Below are 20,415 nucleotides of genomic sequence, written 5' to 3'. Positions count from 1 at the left end.
TTCCTTGCTTTCCTCGCGGAGGAGGCCTCTTGTACGAGCCGGCCTCGGGGAACGGGCTTGACGGTCCCCATCGTGACCCAACGCGCGCCGACAGCGGCAGGGTTCCACGCGGCCCCGGTCCACGCCTGTCCCGGAGCTGTCAATGTTGGGCACTTTATTGACGATGGTTACACAACCGCCTAAGTTCGCGGTGTCCATCCCCCGGTCAAGGGAGCCCGCGATGCCCTCGTCCCCCACCGCATCACCACCCCCGAGCCCCGAACAGGCTGAACGCAGAAGCCAGTTGCGTCGTGTCGCGCTGTCCGGGCTGCTCGGTACGGCCGTCGAGTTCTACGACTTCCTCGTCTACGGAACGGTCGCCGCGCTCGTCTTCGGTGAGCTGTTCTTCCCGGGCGCGGACCCGGCGGTCGGCACGATCGCCGCGTTCGGGACCTTCGCCGCCGGATACGTCGCCCGCCCGCTCGGCGGGATCCTCTTCGGGCACTTCGGCGACCGCCTCGGCCGCAAGTCCATGCTGCTGCTGACCATGGGTCTGATGGGCGGCGCCAGCTTCCTGATCGGCCTGCTGCCCACCTACGACACCATCGGCGTCTGGGCCCCCGTCCTGCTGATCACCCTGCGGGTGCTGCAGGGCATCGCCATCGGCGGTGAATGGGGCGGCGCCACCCTGATGGTCGTGGAGCACGCCGGGGAGAAGCGGCGCGGACTGTGGTCCAGCTTCACGCAGATGGGAGCACCGCTGGGCTCCCTGCTCTCCTCGCTCGTGGTCACCTTCGTCGTCGCCATGCCCCGCGACGAGTTCGCCGCCTGGGGCTGGCGGGTGCCGTTCCTGCTCAGCGTCGTCCTGCTGGGCGTGGGGCTCTTCGTCCGGCTGAAGGTGGTCGAGAGCCCGCTCTTCGCCCAGGTCAAGAAGGACCGCACGCAGGCCCGGCTGCCGATCGTCGACGTACTGCGCCGCCCGCGCGCGCTGGTGCTCGCCGCGTGTGTCGGTATCGGCGCGTTCACCGCACAGTCGCTGCTGACCAGCTACCTGATCGCCTACGCCACCGGTATCGGCTACGCCCGGCCGCAGGTGCTCACCGCGCTCACGGTCTCCGCGTCCGTCGCGCTGGTCGTGCTGCCGTGCGCGTCGGCGCTCTCCGACCGTGTCGGCCGCCGCCCGGTCGTCCTCGCCGGGGCCATCGCCTCCGCCGCACTCGCCTTCCCCGTCCTCGCCCTCGTCGACTCCAAGTCACCCGGACTGCTGATCCTCGCGGTCGTCCTGGGACACGGCTTCGCCCAGTCCGTGATGTACGGGCCGCTGGGCGCGCTGCTCACCGAGATGTTCGGCACGAAGGTCCGCTACACCGGGGCGTCGCTCGGCTATCAGGGCGCCACGCTCATCGGCGCCGGGTTCTCCCCGATGATCGCCGGGAGCCTGGTGGCCGGGAGCGGAAGCAGCACCCCCGTCGCCCTGCTGCTGTGCGGCGGCGCCTTGATCACCGCGGTGACCGTCTGCTTCGTGCGCGAGAGCAACGAGGCGTCCCTGGCGGACGCCGCCGAACGCCCCACCGCCCCCCACGCCCCCCACGCCCAGGAGATCTCCGCATGACGATCGGCACCCCCACCCGTACCGGCACTGACAACGGCACCGGCACCGGCGTCGGCACCCGTACGCCCCGCCCCGGCGCCCGCATCCGCGCCGCGCGCCGTACCGCCTGCGCCGCGGCCCTCCTGCTCGCCGTCAGCGCCGTACCCACGTCGGCCGTGGCCGCCACCGCGGAGCCGAGTCACGTCGAGGGGCAACTCCCCTCCGGGGCAACGTACTTGATGGACGTTCCCGCGAACTGGAACGGCACCGTACTGCTCTACAGCCACGGCTACACGCAGGCCGGCACGCCCAACCCCGCGCAGAACGGCCCGGACACCGCCACGAAGGCGCTGCTGCTCGCGGAGGGATATGCGCTGATCGGGTCGTCGTACGCCAGTACGGGCTGGGCGGTGACGGACGCGGTGCCCGACCAGCTAGCCACCCTGTCCGTGTTCGACGACCGCTTCGGGGCGGCGCGCCGGACCCTCGCCTGGGGCCGGTCGTACGGCGGGCTCGTCACCACCGCGATCGCGGAGCGGCACGCGGACCGGATCGACGGCTCGCTGTCGCTGTGCGGCCTGGTCCACGGCGGCGTCGCCAACTGGAACAACACGCTCGACCCGGTCTTCGCCCTCAAGACGCTGCTCGCGCCCGACTCCGACGTGCCCCTGACGGGACTGGCGGACCAGGCGGCCGCCACGAGCGCGGCGGACGCACTGGTGACCGTGGTCGACTCGGCGCAGTCGACGGCCGAGGGGCGGGCGCGGATCGCGCTGGCCGCCGCCCTGCACAACATCCCGGTCTGGAACCAGCCGACGCAGACCCGGCCCGCCGCGGACGACTGGGAGGCGCAGCAGGTCAACCAGTACGACGCCGTCAAGGGGCTGTTGAAGGTCGCCGCGTTCAACCGGCGGCAGGAGGCGGAGGTCCGGGCGGGCGGCAACATGTCCTGGAACACCGGGGTCGACTACGCGAAGCTGCTCGGGCAGTCGTCGGTGAGCAAGAAGGTCCGGGAGCTGTACAAGAAGGCCGGGCTCTCCCTGAAGGCCGACCTCGCCACCCTCGACCGCGCGCCGCGCATCAGCGCCGACCCGGACGCCGTCGCGTGGATGAGCGGCACCAGTTCCTTCACCGGCGAGCTGACCAAGCCGCAGTTCAGCGTGCACACCATCGGCGACGCCCTCGTCCCCGTGCAGACGGAGAGCGCGCTGCGCCGGGCGGTCACGGCCGCCGGGTCGGGTTCGCTCCTCCGGCAGGCGAACGTCGACAACGCCGGGCACTGCACCTTCAGCCCCGCCGAGCAGCTCGCCGCCCTGCACACCCTGGAGGAGCGCGTCACCACCGGCAGGTGGCGCGGCACGGACGCGGAGTCCCTCAACTCCCTTGCCGCCGAAGCCGATTCCACGACGCCCGCCCGCTATGTGCCGTACCGCCCCACCCCCTATCTGCGGCCGTACGACCTCGCCCACCCCGCCGACGGCCGGTGACCTGGTACGGCCGCCCGCCGGAGTGTCGGCGGGCGGCCGTACTCTTGCCCCGTGGAGGACTACGACATCCTGGACACCCCGGACAGCGACATCTCGGACGGCCCGCAGCCGCGCCCGCAGTCACTCATGCTCGCCTTCTTCGGCAACCATGTGCTGGAGGAGGGCGACCGTGATCTGGGCGTGTACTCGGGCAGCATCATCGACGTACTCGGCCGTGTCGGCGTCGGTGAGCAGGCCGTACGTTCCACGCTGACCCGCATGGTCAACCGCGGGCTGCTGCGGCGCCAACGCGAGGGCCGCAGGATGTACTTCGGCCTCACCCCGCAGGCGACGCGCGTCCTGTGGGACGGCCGCACCCGCATCTGGAGGCAGGGCGCCGTCAACGACGACTGGGACGGCACCTGGACCCTCCTCGGCTTCTCCCTCCCGGACTCCTGGAAGCGCCAGCGCCACGACCTGCGCTCACGGCTGGCCTGGTCCGGGTTCGGGGCCCTGTACAGCGGGCTGTGGATCGCCCCGGGGAACGTCGGCATCGCCGGAGTCGTCGCCGAGCTCGGGCTCACCGACCACGTCAAGATCTTCCACGCCCAGGCGAACGTCGCCACCGACATCGAGCTGATGATCCGCGACACCTGGGACCTGGAGAGCATCGCGGCCCGCTACGTCACCTTCGACAAACGCTGGACGCCCCTACTGGCCCCGGGCCCCGGGCCCACTTCCGACTCCGGGGCGGCTTCCGGTCTCCGCTCCGGGGCTGCTTCCGGTCTCGACTCCGGGGCGGCTTCCCGCTCGGGCTCCGGGTCCGCCTCGGACGCAGCGGAAGCGCCCGGCTCCGACTCAGGGGCGGAGTCCGTTTCCGGGCCCGGCGACGATCCGATCGGTACGCGGCTGCGGCTCGTCAGCGAGTGGCTCTGGACCATCCGCACCGACCCCCGGCTCCCCGCCCGCCACCTTCCCGCCGACTGGCCGGCCCGCCCCGCCGAGGAGACCTTCCGACGCATCGCGGACCAGACCGCGACGCCCGCGCAGCGGATGGCCGGCGAACTGCTCGACACGGTGCCGCTGCGCTAGAGGGCTTCTGATGGATCTCCGCGCCGGGCCGAGGGGGGCATACGGCGCGGGGCAGGCCGCACCGGCCGACCTCACACGGCTGAGGGGACGCCGCGCATCCCGGCCCACGCAGGGTGGCACCCCGGGATTCAGGAACGGCCCTCCCGGCCCGTCCCGAGCAACCCGTTGAGCACGAGCGCCGCCAACGACTCCGCCGTGGCCGCGGTCCGCTCCGGCGAGGAGGACTCGGGGCGGCCGAGGCGGCGGGCGAGGGGGACGTCCAGCATGCCGGAGACGGTCGGGACGATGGCGAAGAAGAGCACGTCCATCGGGATGGGTGCCATGCGGCCGGCGGCGACGAGCCGGTCGATGATGGACGCCATGTTCCCCACGACGACGCCGATGTAGTTGTCGTAGAGATAGTCCAACCGCTCGGTGTCCTGGTTGAGTTCGTCGACGAAGAGCCGGGCGATCAGGGGGGTGTCGGCGGCGACCCGGTAGAAACCGGTGATGAGCCGCCGCAGGTTCTCCGCGTCGTCGGCGGAGGGATCGGCCTCGGGCAGGCTCGCCAGCTGCGACCCCAGCGCGGAGTCCACCACCGCGCGCCAGAACGCCGCCTTGGAGCCGTAGCGGTCGTTGATGAAGTTGTGGCTGACGCCGAGGCGGCGGGCCAGTTCGCGGGCGGACGCCCGGTCGTAGCCGAGTTCCGCGAAGGCCTCCAGCCCGCGCCGCAGGACACTCTCCTCCTCCGGCACCGCGGGAGTGTCCGCGCCGGGGCGCCCCGGCCGTCGAGCGGATTCGGCTCTTGCTCCCACGCTTGCCTCCATCGCTTACGGCTTACGGCTCACAGCTCATGCCCTGACGCCCTGACGCCCTGACGCGGCGGGCGGTCCCGCTCATCTTAGGGACCCACGTGCATCTTATTTGACACCTGTCAGATTATCGCTAATCTGACAGGTGTCAGAGCGTTTCTCTCGCATGGAGAACCCATGACCGCACTCCACCCCACCCCCACCCCCACGACCGCCGAGCGGGCGACCGGCCTTCACGCCGGGGACCCGCTCGCCGACGCCGTCGTCGCCGAGCTGGACCTCCTCGGCGCCCCGGCGCAGAGGGCCCTCGACGTCGGCCTCCGGGGCGGCCTGGCGAGCCTGCACGAGCCGGCGCCGGAGGCCGTCGCCGCACTGCTGCGGCAGTTGGAGTCCACCCCTCCCGGGGTGGACCCGCTGATGGCGCACCGGGGCGACGTCGTGAGCCTTTCCGTGCCTCCGCTGTGGTTCGGGCTCTGCTCGATCACCGGCACACTCGCCCACACCTACGCGTCCCCGGCCGTGGCGGGTCGCCTCGTCCGAGCGGGCAGTCCGGCGGTGATGGCCCCGCGCCGACTCGCCGGGGCCGGGGTCTGGGCACGCCAGACCATGCGACCGGGAGGGCTGCTGCGCGGCGCCCCCGGCTACCTGGGCACCGTTCAGCTGCGGCTGCTCCACGCCCGGATACGCCTCACGGCGTTCGAGCGCGAGGGGGGAGCGGCCGAGGGCGGCGCGTCCGCCTGGAACACCTTCGCCCGGCGGCGCCCCCCGACCGGCCAGGACGACCCGGCCCGTACGTGGCTCGGCCTCACCCTCGTGTCCTTCCGGGCCCTGGCCGCCATCGGGATCGAGATCGACCCCGACGAGGAGCACTCCCTCTACCGCTACTGGTCGTACGTCGCCCATCTGCTCGGCCTGGACGAGACCCTCTACGGGAACGTGCTCGACCACGCCGACGCCGAGCGCCTCCGGGCCCTGCTGGACGCGAGGACGGCCGCGCCCGACGACAACTCACGCGCGCTGACCACCGCCATGGTCGACGCACAGGCCCGCGCGATGGCCGGGGCGCCGGGTGCCGTCCTGTCCGAGGAACATCTGCGCTACCTCATCCACAGCGTGCTCCGGCAGTCCTTCGGGGACGAGACGGCGGACCTGCTGGGCGTCCCCGTCCCCGCCGCGACCCATCTGATGCCGCTGATCGGCAAGCTCAACCGCCAGTCCCGGTACTGGCAGACGTTCTCCCCGGCCTCCTCGGGAGAGGCCCGCCGCCGAGCCCTCGACGGCCCCGGCCCCGAACTGATCGCCGCCGTGCTCCCCGTCGGCACCGCCACCGGCCACCGGAGCCGGGAAGCCGAGCGGTCCGGAGCCCCGGCGGCCTGACCTGCTTGACCCGACTGACCTGCTTGACCCGACTGCCCTGCCTGACCCGCCCTTCTCCTGCGCTCGCGGCTTCTCTCTCACCGCTTCGTCTCTCACCGCTTCCTCTCGCGCGGATTCGTCTCGCGCGGATTCGTCTCGCGCGGATTCGTCTCGCGCGGATTCGTCTCGCGCGGATTCGTCTCGCGCGGCGTTTCTCCCACCTCGTGACGAGCTCCACCGACGCAGCCGTCCCGCCTCGCACCACCGCCCCTCTCTCTTCTGTTGATCACTTCCTCCGGAGTTTCGTCATGCCTCGAACCGCCACCGACACGCCGACCGGCGCGTCCCCCACGTCCCCCACGTCCCCCCTGCCGACCGCCGGTCCGCCACATCGCCATCGCTGGTGGATCCTCGCCGTCATCGGGCTGGCGCAGCTGATGGTCGTGCTGGACGCGACGATCGTGAACATCGCGCTGCCCTCGGCCCAGCAGGATCTGGGCTTCTCGGACGGCGACCGGCAGTGGGTCGTCACCGCCTACGCCCTCGCCTTCGGCAGCCTGCTGTTGCTCGGCGGGCGGATAGCCGACCTGTTCGGCCGCAAGCTGACCTTCCTGGTCGGGCTGGTGGGCTTCGCCGGCGCCTCGGCCGTCGGCGGGGCGGCCGGCAGCTTCGAGATGCTCGTGGCCGCACGGGCCGGGCAGGGTGTGTTCGGGGCGCTGCTCGCCCCGGCCGCACTGTCGCTGCTGACCACGACGTTCACCGACCCCAGGGAACGCGGCAAGGCCTTCGGCGTCTACGGCGCGATCGCGGGGGCCGGCGGCGCCGTCGGCCTGCTGCTGGGCGGCGTACTGACCGAGCACCTCGACTGGCGCTGGACCTTGTACGTCAACCTCGTCTTCGCCGCCGTCGCGTTCGTCGGCGGGGTGATCCTGCTCGGCCGCGGCAGCCGCGACAAGACCGCCAGGATCGACGTGCCCGGTGCCGTCCTGGTCTCCGTCGGGCTGTTCTGTCTGGTCTACGGGTTCTCCAACGCCGAGAGCCACGACTGGAGTTCGCCGGCGACCTGGGGCTTCCTGCTCGCCGGGACCGTCCTGCTCGTCGCGTTCACGGTGTGGCAGACCCGCTCCCCGCATCCGCTGCTGCCCCTGCGTGTCCTGCTCGACCGGAACCGCGGCGCGTCGTTCGTCTCCGTCCTGATCATCGGCGCGGGCATGTTCGGTGTCTTCCTCTTCCTCACCTACTACCTGCAGCAGAGCCTCGGCTACACGCCCATCGAGACCGGGCTGGCCTTCCTGCCCATGATCACCGGGCTGATGCTGACCTCGACGCTGGCCTCCACGATGCTCATCCCGCGCATCGGTCCCAAGCCGGTGGTCCCGCTGGGCATGGGCATCGCCGCCGCCGCGATGGCCTGGCTGACCGCCCTCGACCTGAACAGCTCCTACACCACCGACATCATGCCGCCGCTGGTCCTCGCCGGACTCGGCTTCGGCCTGATCATGGCCCCGGCCATGAGCCTGGCCACCGACGGTGTCGCCACCGAGGACGCCGGGGTCGCCTCCGCCGCCGTCAACACGATGCAGCAGGTCGGCGGCTCCCTCGGCACGGCTCTCCTCAACACGCTCTCCACCAGCGCCGCCGCGGACTACCTGGTCGGCCGGAACCCGAAGGACCCCGCCGTCGTCGCCCAGGCGGGCCTGGAGGCCTACTCCACCGCGTACCTGTGGTCCGCCGTCTTCTTCGCCGCCGGCGTGGTCGTGAGCTTCCTGCTCTACCGGCGCGGCGCCCCCGTCCACGACCCCGACGCGGCCCCGGTGGTGCACATGTGAGGTGAGGGCTCCCGAAGCCTCGTCGGGGCGCCTCCCCCTTCCGCCCCGACGTCCCCGAAGCGGCCCGCCGGACATCCGGCGGGCCGCTTCACGCCCCTGGCCCTCACGGCCCTCCGGGCAGACGCCGGGGGCGTTCCGCGAGGCACAGGACCGGGCGGCCGCACGGGCCCGGAACCACACGGTCGGCGGGCGGCCGTGCCCGTTGCCTGCCGCGGCACTAGAGGGCGGCCTGTGCCGGGAACGCGGCGGTCGCGGAGTCGTTCAGCTCGGCCCAGACCGTCTTGCCGTGGCGGGCGCGGCGGGTTCCCCAGTGGTCGGCGAGCTGCGCGACCAGGAGGAGGCCTCGGCCGCCCTCGTCGAAGACACGTGCGCGGCGCAGGTGCGGAGTGGTGCCGCCGGAGTCGGAGACCTCGCACATGAGGGTGCGGTCGTGGATGAGGCGCAGCCGGACGGGGGGCCGGCCGTAGCGGATGGCGTTGGTGACGAGTTCGCTGACCACCAGCTCGGCGGTGAACTCCAGCTCCTCCAGGCCCCAGTCGCTCAGCTGCCGGGTGACGTACGCCCTGGCCCGCGCGACGGCGGCGGGGTCGGCCTCCAGCTCCCAGGTGGCGACCTGGCCCGCGCCGAGGGCACGGGTCCGGGCCAGGAGCAGGGCGACGTCGTCGGGTGGCCTGGCGGGCAGCAGGGCTTCGAGTACGGCGTCGCAGGTGGCCTCCAGGGTGGGGGCGGGGCGGGCGAGGGCGTCGCGGAGCCGGGCCAGGCCCGCGCCGATGTCGTGGTCCCGGGCCTCGATCAGACCGTCGGTGTAGAGGGCGAGCAGACTGCCTTCGGGCAGTTCGAACTCCACCGCCTCGAACGGCAGCCCGCCCAGGCCGAGCGGCGGCCCGGGGGGCAGCTCCAGGAAGTCGACGGTGCCGTCCCGGGTCACCACGGCGGGCAGCACATGACCGGCGCGGGCGAGGGCGCAGCGGCGCGAGACGGGGTCGTACACGGCGTAGAGGCAGGTGGCGCCGATGTCCCCGGCGCCTTCGGCCGCCCCGGGGGCGGAGGGCCCGGCGTCCGGGCCCGGGACGGCCCCGGCCTCGTCGTCCGCGCCGCTCTCCTCGACCTCGGCGGCCAGGCGGATCACGACGTCGTCCAGGTGCGTGAGGAGTTCGTCGGGTGGCAGGTCGATGTCGGCGAGGGTGCGTACGGCGGTCCTGAGACGGCCCATCGTGGCGGCGGCGTGGACGCCGTGGCCCACGACGTCGCCCACGACGAGGGCGACCCTGGCACCGGAGAGCGGGATGACGTCGTACCAGTCGCCGCCCACGCCGCCCTGGGCGTCGGCGGGGAGGTAGCGGAAGGCGACGTCGACGGCGGACTGCCTCGGGGTGCGGCGCGGGAGCAGGCTGCGTTGCAGGGTGAGCGCGGTGGCGCGGGCGTGCGTGTAGCGGCGGGCGTTGTCGACGGCGACCGCCGCCCTCGCCGCGATCTCCTGGGCGAGCAGCAGATCCTCGTCGTCGAACGCGTCGGGGGTACGGTCCCGGCAGAACTGCGCGACGCCGAGCGTGGCCCCCCGCGCCCGCAACGGCACCACCAGCGTGGAGTGCACCGGACGGGCACGGCCGACACGACCACCGTTCACGGCCCGGCCGCCACCGGCACCGCCACCGCCAACCCCGGCATCTGCGCCGTCGTCGGCCCGCCCGGCGATCTCGGCACTCGCCGCGCTCGCCGGACTCCCGGCCCTCCCGCCACCGCCCTCTTCGATCCAGCCGCCGCGTCCGCCCCGGCCGTCGCCCCCGGCACACCCGCCGGCCGGGGACTCCGAGGCCCAGTGCGGTCCCCGGCGTCCGCCGTCGAGACGGTGCCTGGTCGGCCGGCCCGTCGTCAGGGCGCGGGAGGGCGGGGAGTCGGGCGGGAAGGTGTGCGGCTGCCGACGGGCGGGCGCCCGGCCGGGGTGGGCGGCCGACCGCTGGGCGACCCGGTGGAGCACGGGTGACGCGGGAAGCGGGTCGTCGGGCGGGGTGGCGTGGGAGTTGAGCGCGGAGTCGAGCAGGTCGACGGTGACGAGGTCGGCGAAGTGCTCGGCGGCGAAGTCGGCCAGTTCCTGGGTGGTGCGGACGATGTCCAGGGTCGTGCCGATGCGCATGCTCGCCTCGTTCACCATCGACAGCCGCCACCGCAGCCGCCGGTCCCGTTCCTCCTCGTACGCCACGACGCCCTGCTCGGAGGTGCGGTCCACGTATCCGGTCGCCGCCCTGATCAGGCGACGCGCGGCCTCGCTGACCAGGGGCGCGTCGTCGGTGCGGCGTGGCATCTCCTCGAGCAGACGGTCGAGGACGACGCCCTGTCCGAGGCGGAAGGCCCGCAGCACCGCGCTGACGGGGATGCCGTGCCGGGCCAGGCGGCGTACGCGCGCGAGTTCGGCGGACGGCACCTCGATGCTGCCCGGGTCGACGCCGTACTGGAGGGCGGAGAGCACCCCCACGACGTGCTCGGCGACGTTCTTTGAGGCCATGGCGTCGGGGTGTTCCCACAGTTCGGGCATCTCGCGGCGCAGGCAGCGTTCCACCTCGGCGGTCAGCTCGTCCGCCCTGGGGACGAGCTCACGCGCGACACGGGACACGAGCCCGCCAGCCGTGGAGTCCACAGTCACGACGTTACGCCGAACCACGTCGGACGCCCTACCGCGAGCCCGCCCGGTCCGCCGAACCCTGGAAGACCCGGTTCAGATGGTGTTCCAGGACCTCCGTCGCGGCCTCCTGGCCGCGCTGGCCGACGAGGACGCTGGTGCCGAGCCCGGCGGACATGGCCAGCAGACCGATCGCCTCCAGTCGGGGGTCCGCGCCCGGCCACAGCAGGTCCTCGTCCCGCGCCCGCCGCAGGAGACCGGTCAGGGCGTCCTCGGCTGCGTCGGGCCGCCTGATGAAGGGCTGGGCCGCGAGGGAGGGGTCGGTCATGGAGAGGACGGCGTAGGAGGTGTAGAGCTGGTGGAACGTGCGGCTCTCCTCGTCCGTCGGCAGTGCCGCCATGAGCAGGGCCTCGACCGTCGCTCGGGGGCCGGTGCCGGTGCCCGTGCCGTCCCCGGCGGCCCGGAGTCGGTCGGCGACCCGTTCCCCGAACCGCTCGGCCAGCAACTCCAGCCCGAAGAGCAACAGCTTCTCCTTGGTCTCGAAGTAGTACTGCACGAGCCGCAGGGAGACGCCCGCCTCCGCCGCCACGTCGCGCATCCCCACGGCGTGCAGCCCTTGTCGCCCGGCGACCCTGACGAGCGCCTCGGCGATCTCGGTACGCCGCTGGGTGTGGTCCACGCGTCTGGGCATCGACCCGTTCTCCGCTCGTCTCATGGTCTTCGTCGTCCTCGTCGGCAAGGAGCCTTGATGGTACATCCGTACCAACATCATGGTACGTTCGTATCACGAAACCGAGACCTCGGAGGTGGACGTGTCCCCGACCGTTGCCAGCAACCGTGCCGACGTCGGCCGCTATGTGAGCGACGCCTTGCGCGACCGCCACTTCGCAGCCTGCGAGGCGGTGTACGCGCTGGGCGCGACCGCTCGCGAGGAACAGGACGTGAACACCTCGTTCGGCACCACGCACGTGTACCGCTACGGCCCGGCCGACCCGAGGGCCCGGTCAAGGACCCCCGTCGTCCTGATTCACGGAGCGGGCTCCTGCTCCGCCATGTGGTACCCGAACACCCCCGCCCTCAGCGCCGAGCGAACCGTCTACGCCCTCGACACCCCGGGCGACCCCGGCCGGAGTGTCCCCCGCGCCCCGATCCACCGGCCCGAGGACGCCGCCCGCTGGCTGGACGAGACGCTCGCCGGGCTCGGGCTCGACCGCGTCCATCTGGTCGGCGCCTCCTACGGCGGCTGGCTCGCCCTGAACCAGGCGCACCGCGCCCCCGGCCGCCTCGCCTCGGTCACGCTCCTCGACCCCGGCGGGCTGGAGAAGGTGGGGCTGCGCTTCTTCGTGTGGATCTTCGCCAGCCTCTTCGCGACCTTCGCGCCCAAGGCGCTGCGCCCGCGTCTGGCGGCCTGGCTGGAGCAGCCGGTCCTCGTCGTGCCCGAGCTGCGCACGATGATCAGAACGGCCGTCCGCGCCTACCGCATCCGCCGCCCCGCTCCCCTGCCCCTCACCGACGAGGAACTGTCCACCGTCCGCACCCCTCTCTACCTGGCGCTCGGCCGACGCAGCCTCCTCGTGCACCCCCGGCGACAGGTGGAGCGGGTGCCGCGCCTGATACCGGGGGCCCGGGCGGAGATCTTCTCCGACACCGGCCACGGACCGTGGATGGACCACGCGGAGCAGGTGAACCGTCGGATGCTGGAGTTCATGGCCTCCGTCGACGCACGGAACGGGCACGACCCAGCCGTCTGATCAGGGGTGCACGCCGTCCGGCGCCCTGGTCAGGAGTGCACGCCGTCCGGCGCCCTGGTCAGAAGTGCACGCCGTCCGGCGCCCTGGTCAGAAGTGCACGCCGTCCGGCGCCCTGGTCACGGGTACACGCCGCCCTGGTCAGGGGTGCGCGTCGGCGCCGTCAGCCGATCGCGGCGCCGTAGACATGGTCGACCGTGAGGGTGATGAGGACCCGGCGGTCGGAGACCATCACCGCGCGGTACTCGTCCCAGTCCGGGTGCTCCCCGGCGGCGGCCCGGTAGTAGTCCACCAGGGCCTGGACCTCCGGGCCCTCGGGGTCGGTGCCCGGTCCGGTGAGGCGGACGGTCCCCTCGGCGGTGGCCCAGGACCTGCCGTCGGGGCTGGTCACCTCGAGAGCGGCGCGCGGGTCCCGGCGCAGGTTGGCGGTCTTCGCGGTCGCCTCGGTGGTGGAGACGCGGATGACTCCGGCCTCCTCGTCGTAGAAGGGCATGACGGGGGACAGCTGGGGGCGGCCGTCCGACTTGAGGGTGGCGAGGACGCCGAGCCGGCTCTTCGCCAGCAGTGCACGCGGGTTGAACGGTGTCACGGTCATACGAGCATCATCGCCCTTCCCATCGGCATGAAGGTCGAGAACGACACGAGGAGCGGGAGCCGCCGGTGACGGGGGCGATGAGCGGGGAAGGGAAACGGGCGTGCCGCTCGGGGGTGGAGCCGACGGCCCGCCGTCCCGGAGCAGCCGCCGCCGTACCACGAGGCTCGCGGGGGCTGCCGGAGCCCGCGCTCGGCGCCGGTGGCTACCGCGACTCCACCGCTCGCACCCGGCGCCGCGCGAGCAGCAGCCCGGCCGACACCAGGGCCGAGGCGATGCCCAGCAGTCCGACGGCGGCGGCCAGGCCGCCCGCCGCCGAGGCGACGCCGAGCAGCACGAGCGGGCAGACGAACTCTCCGGCGAAGAACGCCGCCGTCCACAGCCCGGTGCCGCGGCCCCGGTCGGCGTAGTCCAGCCGGGACATCGCCACGGTGAGGAGCGAGGGCAGCAGGATGCCGGTGCCGACGCAGTTGAGGATGCCGCCCGCGATCAGCAGCACGGGGTTGCCGGCCAGGCCCATCACCACGAACCCGGCGGCGCACAGGGCGAGCACGGCGGGCAGCCGGCTCTCGGGGGTGCCCGGCAGTCTGGTGAAGGCGAGGGAACCGGCCACGGTGGCGGCGCTGGCGAGCGCGGTGGCCAGACCGATGACACCGGTGGACGTCACGCCCAAGTCGTCGAGCAGGTACGCCGTTTCGACGGGCACGGTGTAGAAGACCATGCCGCCGAAGACGGTCAGTACGCAGATGCCGGCCAGCCTTCGCAGCGGGAACGGCCGCACCTGGGCCGGGAGTTCAGCGACTCCGGCGGCCGTGGCCGCGCCGGTGGCCCCGTCGCGCTCCTCGGTCACGCCGGTTCCGGGGGCCGCGTCGGTCCCGCCCGGGCGCGGCCTGGGCAGCGCGGCCGCCATCACGGGCGCGAGCAGCAGCCCGACGGCGTAGAGCCAGAAGGGCGCGCGCCAGCCCGCCGAGCCGACCGCGCCGCCGATGACGAAGAACGCGGTCGCGGAGGCGGAGGCGCACACGGTCTGCAGGGCGAGGTAGCGCTCCCGCGTCCGGCCCGTGTAGTAGTCGCCGATCAGCGTGGTGCAGCAGGTCATGATGGCGCCCTCCACGACGCCGACCAGGACCCGGCTGGCGACGATCGCGCCGAGCGAGTCCAGCCACAGGGGCGCGGTGCCGAAGACCGCGTACAGCGCGGTGGCGACGACGAGCAGGCGTTTGCGCCCGAGCCGGTCGACGAGGACCCCGGCGAAGGGTGCCAGCAGGGCGAGTGCGAGCGCCGGAACGGTCAGGACGACCGGGACGAGGACCTCGGCGCCGGCCACCGACGCGAAGTGGTCCTGCATCCTGGGCAGCACGGGGGCGATGAGGACGGCGCCGAGCACCGGCAGACAGCTGCCGGCCATGAGGAGCGCGGCACGCCCCTTGCCGCCGCCGTGGGGCACGGCGCCGGAGGCGGAAGCGGGCGGAGACGCGGGCAGGGACAGAGATTCGGGCATACGGGAACTCCACGAGCGGTGGCGGAAGAGTGCGGGGCCGTACCGTCGCCGTGGCCGTCACCACGCCGCGGGGCACCGGCGCACCCGGGGGAAACGCCCCCGAAGCCCGAGCGGCGGGCATCGGGGAACTGCCCCGACTATGAGCCAGGCCGCGTCCCTCGCCTAGCCTCCAGGTGATCGAAGTACCGGATAACGCCCATCCGCCCGATGGATGCCGAGCCCCGCCAGGGCCCAAGACTGCCTGCTCGGCAGCCCTCCGGCCCGCTCCGCGCGGGAGCGGCCGACGCGAGGGAGGACTCAGCCCTTCCCGGAGGCGGCACGGCCTACCTCGTGTCAGACGCGGGCGGCTCGGCGGAGGCCGATGCGGCCGGCGCGGCGGGGACGGATGCGGCCGGGGCGGCGGAATCCATCGCTCCCTCAGGATCCTCCGCTCCCTCAGGATCGTCCGCCCCGTCGGAGACCGCCGCGGCTCCCGGCCCCGTCCGCGCATCCGGTTCCCCCGCCGCCGCGCCCACCGCCGCCCCCACGCGCGCCGCTGTTTCCCGGAGCCAGATGTGGGCCGCGTCGTGGGTGTGGACCGGGTGCCACCAGAGGGCCTCCTGGAGCGGCACCGTCTCGTACGGCGCCTTCATGACGCGCACGGGGGCGACGTCGCGGAGGCGTTCGGCGAGGAGTTGCTGGACGAGGGCGATGCGGCGGGTGCCGGCGACGAGGAAGGGCAGCACGGTGAAGCTGTCGGCGGAGACCTCGACCCGGGGTTCGATGCCGAGCATGCCGAGCTGCCGTACGGCGGGGGCGTCGTACGTGCGCTGGTACGTCACCCAGGGCAGCCGGGTCAGGTCGTCCCGGGTGAGGCTCTCGCCGACCTCGGGGTTGTCCTCGGCGACGAGGAAGACCCACTGGTCCTGGTAGAGCTCGGTGGCGGGGAAGTCGCTGATGATGCCGTGCGGGATGAGCAGCCCGTCGGTCGTGCTGAGCAGGGTGCCGAGCCCCTCGACGAGCCCGGGCGGCGTCTGCGTGAAGCGCAGCCGGATGCCCGGCGCCTCCTGGTGGATCACCCGGGCGAGCTCGGCGCCGAAGACGGCCACCGCGTAGTCGGAGGCGACCAGGGTGAACTCACGGGACTCCACCGCCGGATCGAAGTCGGCCTGGCTGGTGAACAGGCGTTCCAGCAGGTCACAGGCGGTCGAGGTGCGGGTGAGGAGGACCTGGCCGAGGGCGGTCAGCTCGTAGTGGCCGCCGACGCGGGAGAGCAGGTCGTCGTCGAAGTGACGCCGCAGCCGGGCGAGGGCGGCGCTCATCGCGGGCTGGCTCAGCCCTACCCGGCGGCCGGCCCGGGTGACGTTGCGCTCCTCCAGGAGTGCGCGCAGGGCGACGACGAGGTTGAGGTCGAGGCTGGCCAGGTTCACGGTGCGCTCCCGCGTGCGAAGGCTGCGGCATAAACAGGGTGGATGATCCGCATCCACAGAATCGATTTCCCAGATTACGAGATGCCGGGCCAGATTAGTCGCATCGCAACGAGGAGGACACGTTCGTGAAACCCCCAGCCGCGTCCGCCGCCTTCGCCGGACCCTTCGCCCTCGGCACCGTCTCAGCCCTCGACGGGGCTCCCTTCCCCACCCTGGTCACGCCGGACCGCCGCGCGCTCGACCTGCGGCGGGCCCTGGCCGCCCCGGACCTGACGATCCGCACCCTCCTGGAGCGCTGGGACGAACTACTGCCCCGCCTCCACGAGTTGGCGGCGACAGCGTCCCCTGACGCCTCCCCGGACGCGTCCCCGGACGCCACCTCGAACGCCTCCCCGGACACCGTCTCGAACGCCTCCTCGGACGCCTGGCAGCCGCTCGACGGGCTGCGGGTGCACGCACCCGTCGAGCCCCGCCAGATCTTCCAGTCCGGCGCCAACTACCGGCAGCACGTCATCGACCTGGAGGTCGCCCACCGCTCGCCCGACGACCCCCGCTCGGTCGCGGAGGCGCGGGCGGAGATCGCCGCGGTGATGGACCGCCGGGCGGCCGAGGACCTGCCGTACGTGTTCATCGGTCTGCCGAGCGCGATCACGGGCCCGTACGACGATGTCGTCCTGCCCTCCTGGGCCGAACAGCCCGACTGGGAGCTGGAGTTGGCGGCCGTGATCTCCCGGCCCGCCTACCGGGTGTCCGTCGAGGAGGCCATGGACCACATCGCCGGCTACACGATCGCCAACGACCTCACCGACCGGGCCACCGTCTTCCGCCGGGACATGAAGGCGATCGGCACCGACTGGCTGCGCAGCAAGAACGCGCCCGGGTTCACCCCGCTCGGCCCGTGGATCGTGCCGGCTGGTTCGGTCGCGGACTCCGGCGACCTGCGGGTCACGTTGAAGCTGAACGGCGAGACCATGCAGGACGAGTCCACCAAGGACATGCTCTTCGGGGTGGCGCGACTCGTGTCGTACGCCTCGCGGACGGCCCGACTCCTGCCGGGTGACCTGGTGTTGACGGGCTCCCCGGCCGGCAACGGCATGCACTGGGGACGGCTGCTGCGGGGCGGCGACGTGATGGACGGCTCGATCACGGGGCTGGGCGCCCAGCGCACCCGCTGTGTCGCCGAGGAGTCCGCGTCATGACCTCTCCCACCTCCTCCGCCTCCGCCTCCCCCTCCTCCTCTGCCTCCCTCTTCTCCTCCGCCGCCTTCCCCCACGACCGTGCGGACCCCGAGGGCGCGATCGCCGCCACCGCCAAGTCGGTCTCCAACTGGGGGCGTTGGGGAGAGGACGACGCACTGGGCACGCTCAACTTCCTCGACGAGGCCAAGCGGCGGGAGGGTGCGGCCCTCGTGCGGCGCGGGGTGAGTTTCTCGCTCTCGCAGAGCTTCGACATGAACGGCCCGCAGAAGGGCTGGCGGCGCCGGACCAACCCGGTGCACACCATGCTCGACACGGGCACGGACGCGGCACTGGGCAATCAAGGCTTCCCGCACGGGATCGGCGGCGCCGACGACGTGATCGCGATGCCCTTGCAGTGCTCCACCCAGTGGGACGGCCTCGGGCACATCTTCGACCACGGCAACGCCTGGAACGGGCGGCGGGCCGAGAAGGTCGTCACCTCCGACGGCGACCTCGTCACCGGCATCGAGCACATGGCGCCGTACGTGGCCGGGCGCGGCGTCCTCCTCGACGTGGGCCGAGTGATCGGCGAGGAGGGCGAGTTGCCCGACGGGTTCGCCGTCACCGAGGAGCATCTGACGGCGACCGCCGAGGCCCACGGGGTGACCGTGGGACGCGGTGACATCGTCGTCGTACGGACCGGGCGGCTGGCCCGCGCCCGGCGCGAGGGCTGGGGCGACTACGCGGGCGGCGACGCTCCGGGGCTGTCGTTCACCACGGCCGGCTGGCTGCACCGCACCGAGATCGCGGCGATCGCCACCGACACCTGGGGCTTCGAGGTACGGCCGAACGAGTTCGAGCACGCCTTCCAGCCGCTGCACCAGATCGCCATCCCCCACCTCGGGCTGCTCATCGGCGAGATGTGGGACCCGGACGCCCTCGCGGACGACTGCGCGGCGGACGGCGTGTACGAGTTCTGGCTCACCGCCGCACCCCTGCCCATCACCGGAGCCGTCGGCTCCCCGGTCAACCCGATCGCCGTCAAATAACCCCCTGCCCCTCCCGCCACCCCTCCCCCTGCTCACACCACCACTCGCCGTCAACCGATCGGCGGAACAAGGGAGTTCCCCATGCCCGAGAGAACCGGCCCCCGCAGAGTCCTCGTCATCGGCGGCGGCGCCTCCGGCAACGCCGTCACCGTCCTGCTGCGCCGCGCCGGCCTCGCCGTGGACCTGATCGAGGCAGAGCCGGACTGGAACGCCACGACGGGCTCCGGCATCACCCTCCAGGGCAACGCCCTGCGCGTGCTGCGCGAACTCGGCGTCTGGGAGCAGATCGAGGCCTCCGGGTTCGCCTTCGCCTCGCTGGGCGTGACCACCCCGGACGGCACCGTGACGCACGTGGCCGAGGACATCAGGACGGGCGGGGAGGACCTGCCCGCCACGCTCGGCATGCGGCGCCCCCGGCTGCAGCAGATCCTCATCGACGCGGTCCGCGCCTCGGGCGCCGGTGTGCGCCTGGGCACCACCGCCGAGCGCCTGGAGCAGGACGACAAGGGTGTGTCGGTGCGGTTCAGCGACGGCACCGCCGACCGCTACGACCTGGTGATCGCCGCCGACGGCCTCAACTCCGCCACCCGCGCCGCCGTCGGCATCACCGACCGGCCCGAACCCACCGGCATGGCCATCTGGCGCGCGCCGGCCCCGCGCCCCGAGGGCGTGGTCCGCACGGACCTGGCGTACGGCGGCCCGGCGTACATCGCGGGCTTCTGCCCGACGGGCGAGGACACGGTCTACGCCTATGTGGTCGAGGCCAACCGCGATCGCGCCTCCATCCCCCCGGAGTCGTACGCGGACGAGATGCGGCGGCTCGCCGAGCACTACGGCGGCTACTGGCCCGAGATCACCAAGCACATCACCGACCCGAAGAAGGTCAACTACACCTGGTTCAACCGGCTGTTGGTCGAGGGTTCCTGGCACCGCGGCCGAGTCGTGCTCGTCGGCGACTCCGCGCACTGCTGTCCGCCGACCCTCGCCCAGGGCGCGGCCCAGTCCCTGGAGGACGCCTCCGTGCTGGCCGAGCTGCTCACCGGCGGACGGCCATGGGACGACGAGCTGTTCCAGGCCTACTACGAGCGCCGCATCCCGCGCGTGCGGACCGTCGTCGAGGCGTCCGTGCAGCTCGGGCAGTGGCAGCTGGACGGCGTCCGGGACGCCGACGTGCCCGGCCTCATCGGCCGCACGATGGCCTTCCTCACGGACGCGCCGTGACCGCCCCCACCGTCGACGTCCACGCGCACGTCCTGATCCCCGAGGTCGAGGAGGCGGTGGCCGGGCTCCCCGGTCTGGCCGAGGCCAGGGCGCTGGAGGCCCGCCGCAACGGCCCGGCCTCCCTGGCCGTCAGCGGCCCCATGGTCCGCGCCCTCCTCCCCAGGGCCACCGACGTCGCCGTACGGCTGGCCGCGATGGACGCCCAGGGTGTGGACGTCCAGCTCGTCAGCCCGTCCCCCTCGCACTACCACTACTGGGCGGACGAGGAGACGGCCGAGAAGGTGTACCGGCTGGCGGGCGAGGCGACGGCCGCGCACTGCGCCCAGGCACCCGACCGGCTGCGCGGCCTCGGCCTCGTACCCCTCCAGCACCCGCAGCAGGCCGTCCGTGCGCTCGAACACGCCCTGGAGCAAGGGCTGTTGGGAGTCGAGATCTCCTCCCACGCGCCGGGCCGGGAGCTGTCCGACCCGGCCTACGAGCCCTTCTGGGCCCGGGCCGCCGCGACGGGCGCGCTCCTCTTCCTGCACCCCTTCGGCTGCACGCTCGACGAGCGTCTGGACCGGTGGTACCTGTCCAACGTGGTCGGCCAGCCCACCGAGAACGCCGTCGCCCTGTCCCACCTCATCTTCTCCGGCGTACTGGACCGGCACCCCGGCCTGCGGATCATCGCCGCGCACGGCGGCGGCTATCTCCCGACCCACATCGGCCGCTCCGACCACGCCTGGCGGACCCGCTCCGACGCGGGCGCGGGCTGCGCCCACCCGCCCAGCAGCTACCTCAAGCGGATCCACTTCGACTCGCTCGTCCACGACCCGGACGTACTGCGGGAGTTGATCCGCGTCGCCGGTGCCGACCGGGTGCTGCTGGGTTCCGACTTCCCCTTCGACATGGGCACCGAGGACCCGGTCGGCGCCCTGCGCGCGGCCCGGCTCACCGACCCCGACTTCCACGCCGTACGAGGCGCCAACGCCGCCGCCCTCCTCCGGAAGGACTGAC

16 protein-coding genes are annotated in these 20,415 nt (G+C 73.0%); 10 read left to right on the top strand and 6 right to left on the bottom strand.

What is annotated here, in order from left to right; all coding sequences use genetic code 11:
- The first annotated feature begins 220 nt into the window (after positions 1-220).
- Genes OG272_RS38665 through OG272_RS38655 form a run of 3 tightly spaced genes read left to right on the top strand, consistent with a single transcriptional unit; the run spans position 221 to position 4,128 of the window.
- Positions 221-1,591 (top strand): MFS transporter, encoded by a 1,371-nt coding sequence (locus OG272_RS38665; protein WP_405895621.1) that lies wholly within the window; start codon positions 221-223, stop codon positions 1,589-1,591.
- Complete coding sequence (locus OG272_RS38660; RefSeq protein ID WP_405895620.1) at positions 1,588-3,057, top strand: alpha/beta hydrolase family protein; 1,470 nt, start codon at positions 1,588-1,590, stop codon at positions 3,055-3,057. The genes OG272_RS38665 and OG272_RS38660 overlap by 4 nt, the downstream gene beginning before the upstream one ends.
- Before the next feature lie 51 nt (positions 3,058-3,108).
- Positions 3,109-4,128 carry a PaaX family transcriptional regulator C-terminal domain-containing protein gene (locus OG272_RS38655; protein WP_327727212.1) on the top strand — a complete coding sequence of 340 codons (1,020 nt, stop codon included), beginning with the start codon at positions 3,109-3,111 and terminating at the stop codon, positions 4,126-4,128.
- A gap of 128 nt (positions 4,129-4,256) precedes the next feature.
- On the opposite strand, the gene OG272_RS38650 is transcribed toward OG272_RS38655, so the two are convergent.
- Positions 4,257-4,862 (bottom strand): TetR/AcrR family transcriptional regulator, encoded by a 606-nt coding sequence (locus OG272_RS38650; RefSeq protein WP_327727213.1) that lies wholly within the window; start codon positions 4,860-4,862, stop codon positions 4,257-4,259.
- 234 nt (positions 4,863-5,096) lie between these two features.
- Between OG272_RS38650 and OG272_RS38645 the strand changes: the two genes are divergently transcribed.
- Together OG272_RS38645 and OG272_RS38640 are read left to right on the top strand one after the other, a co-directional pair.
- Positions 5,097-6,296, top strand: coding sequence for an oxygenase MpaB family protein (locus OG272_RS38645; RefSeq protein WP_405895619.1), 1,200 nt, complete (start codon positions 5,097-5,099; stop codon positions 6,294-6,296).
- Between the two features lie 287 nt (positions 6,297-6,583).
- Positions 6,584-8,104: an MFS transporter gene (locus tag OG272_RS38640; RefSeq protein WP_327727216.1), complete on the top strand. Its 1,521-nt coding sequence runs from the start codon at positions 6,584-6,586 to the stop codon at positions 8,102-8,104.
- A 217-nt stretch (positions 8,105-8,321) separates the two neighbouring features.
- Here the strand turns inward: OG272_RS38640 and OG272_RS38635 are convergent, their stop codons facing one another.
- On the bottom strand, positions 8,322-10,739 hold the full coding sequence (locus OG272_RS38635) for a SpoIIE family protein phosphatase (RefSeq protein WP_405895618.1): 2,418 nt from the start codon (positions 10,737-10,739) through the stop codon (positions 8,322-8,324).
- A gap of 34 nt (positions 10,740-10,773) precedes the next feature.
- On the bottom strand, positions 10,774-11,412 hold the full coding sequence (locus tag OG272_RS38630; RefSeq protein ID WP_327727218.1) for a TetR family transcriptional regulator C-terminal domain-containing protein: 639 nt from the start codon (positions 11,410-11,412) through the stop codon (positions 10,774-10,776).
- Between the two features lie 79 nt (positions 11,413-11,491).
- Here OG272_RS38630 and OG272_RS38625 point away from each other — a divergent pair, with 79 nt between their 5' ends.
- Positions 11,492-12,472: an alpha/beta fold hydrolase gene (locus OG272_RS38625; protein ID WP_405895617.1), complete on the top strand. Its 981-nt coding sequence runs from the start codon at positions 11,492-11,494 to the stop codon at positions 12,470-12,472.
- Positions 12,473-12,632: 160 nt separating this feature from the next.
- On the opposite strand, the gene OG272_RS38620 is transcribed toward OG272_RS38625, so the two are convergent.
- The 3 genes from OG272_RS38620 to OG272_RS38610 form a co-directional block, all read right to left on the bottom strand.
- The gene (locus tag OG272_RS38620; protein WP_326575351.1) at positions 12,633-13,064 is read right to left on the bottom strand and encodes a PPOX class F420-dependent oxidoreductase; all 432 of its coding nucleotides are present in this window, start codon (positions 13,062-13,064) and stop codon (positions 12,633-12,635) included.
- A gap of 202 nt (positions 13,065-13,266) precedes the next feature.
- Positions 13,267-14,562, bottom strand: coding sequence for an MFS transporter (locus OG272_RS38615; RefSeq protein WP_405895616.1), 1,296 nt, complete (start codon positions 14,560-14,562; stop codon positions 13,267-13,269).
- A 323-nt stretch (positions 14,563-14,885) separates the two neighbouring features.
- Positions 14,886-15,971, bottom strand: a complete 1,086-nt coding sequence (locus OG272_RS38610) for a LysR family transcriptional regulator (protein ID WP_405895615.1) — start codon at positions 15,969-15,971, stop codon at positions 14,886-14,888.
- A 125-nt stretch (positions 15,972-16,096) separates the two neighbouring features.
- On the opposite strand from OG272_RS38610, the gene OG272_RS38605 reads away from it, so the two are divergent.
- From OG272_RS38605 to OG272_RS38590, 4 genes are all read left to right on the top strand, one after another.
- Complete coding sequence (locus OG272_RS38605) at positions 16,097-17,170, top strand: fumarylacetoacetate hydrolase family protein (protein WP_405895614.1); 1,074 nt, start codon at positions 16,097-16,099, stop codon at positions 17,168-17,170.
- Positions 17,167-18,198 (top strand): cyclase family protein, encoded by a 1,032-nt coding sequence (locus OG272_RS38600; protein WP_327727222.1) that lies wholly within the window; start codon positions 17,167-17,169, stop codon positions 18,196-18,198. The genes OG272_RS38605 and OG272_RS38600 overlap by 4 nt, the downstream gene beginning before the upstream one ends.
- A gap of 81 nt (positions 18,199-18,279) precedes the next feature.
- A complete protein-coding gene (locus tag OG272_RS38595) occupies positions 18,280-19,419 on the top strand; it encodes an FAD-dependent oxidoreductase (RefSeq protein ID WP_327727223.1) in 1,140 nt (379 codons plus the stop codon).
- Positions 19,416-20,414 (top strand): amidohydrolase family protein, encoded by a 999-nt coding sequence (locus OG272_RS38590; RefSeq protein WP_405895613.1) that lies wholly within the window; start codon positions 19,416-19,418, stop codon positions 20,412-20,414. The genes OG272_RS38595 and OG272_RS38590 overlap by 4 nt, the downstream gene beginning before the upstream one ends.
- Position 20,415: the final 1 nt, after the last annotated feature.

The organism is Streptomyces sp. NBC_00104 (assembly GCF_045160825.1).
Taxonomy (GTDB): Bacteria; Actinomycetota; Actinomycetes; order Streptomycetales; family Streptomycetaceae; genus Streptomyces.
This window is presented reverse-complemented; position numbering and strand designations above follow the sequence as displayed.

Bases quoted from the DNA above. Each gene is read 5' to 3' on its own strand.
- OG272_RS38630 (WP_327727218.1), bottom strand. From the start codon at position 11,412: ATGCCCAGACGCGTGGACCACACCCAGCGGCGTACCGAGATCGCCGAG.
- OG272_RS38640 (WP_327727216.1), top strand. From the start codon at position 6,584: ATGCCTCGAACCGCCACCGACACGCCGACCGGCGCGTCCCCCACGTCC.
- OG272_RS38595 (WP_327727223.1), top strand. From the start codon at position 18,280: ATGCCCGAGAGAACCGGCCCCCGCAGAGTCCTCGTCATCGGCGGCGGC.
- OG272_RS38645 (WP_405895619.1), top strand. From the start codon at position 5,097: ATGACCGCACTCCACCCCACCCCCACCCCCACGACCGCCGAGCGGGCG.
- OG272_RS38615 (WP_405895616.1), bottom strand. From the start codon at position 14,562: ATGCCCGAATCTCTGTCCCTGCCCGCGTCTCCGCCCGCTTCCGCCTCC.
- OG272_RS38660 (WP_405895620.1), top strand. From the start codon at position 1,588: ATGACGATCGGCACCCCCACCCGTACCGGCACTGACAACGGCACCGGC.
- OG272_RS38665 (WP_405895621.1), top strand. From the start codon at position 221: ATGCCCTCGTCCCCCACCGCATCACCACCCCCGAGCCCCGAACAGGCT.
- OG272_RS38620 (WP_326575351.1), bottom strand. From the start codon at position 13,064: ATGACCGTGACACCGTTCAACCCGCGTGCACTGCTGGCGAAGAGCCGG.
- OG272_RS38625 (WP_405895617.1), top strand. From the start codon at position 11,492: ATGGTACGTTCGTATCACGAAACCGAGACCTCGGAGGTGGACGTGTCC.
- OG272_RS38600 (WP_327727222.1), top strand. From the start codon at position 17,167: ATGACCTCTCCCACCTCCTCCGCCTCCGCCTCCCCCTCCTCCTCTGCC.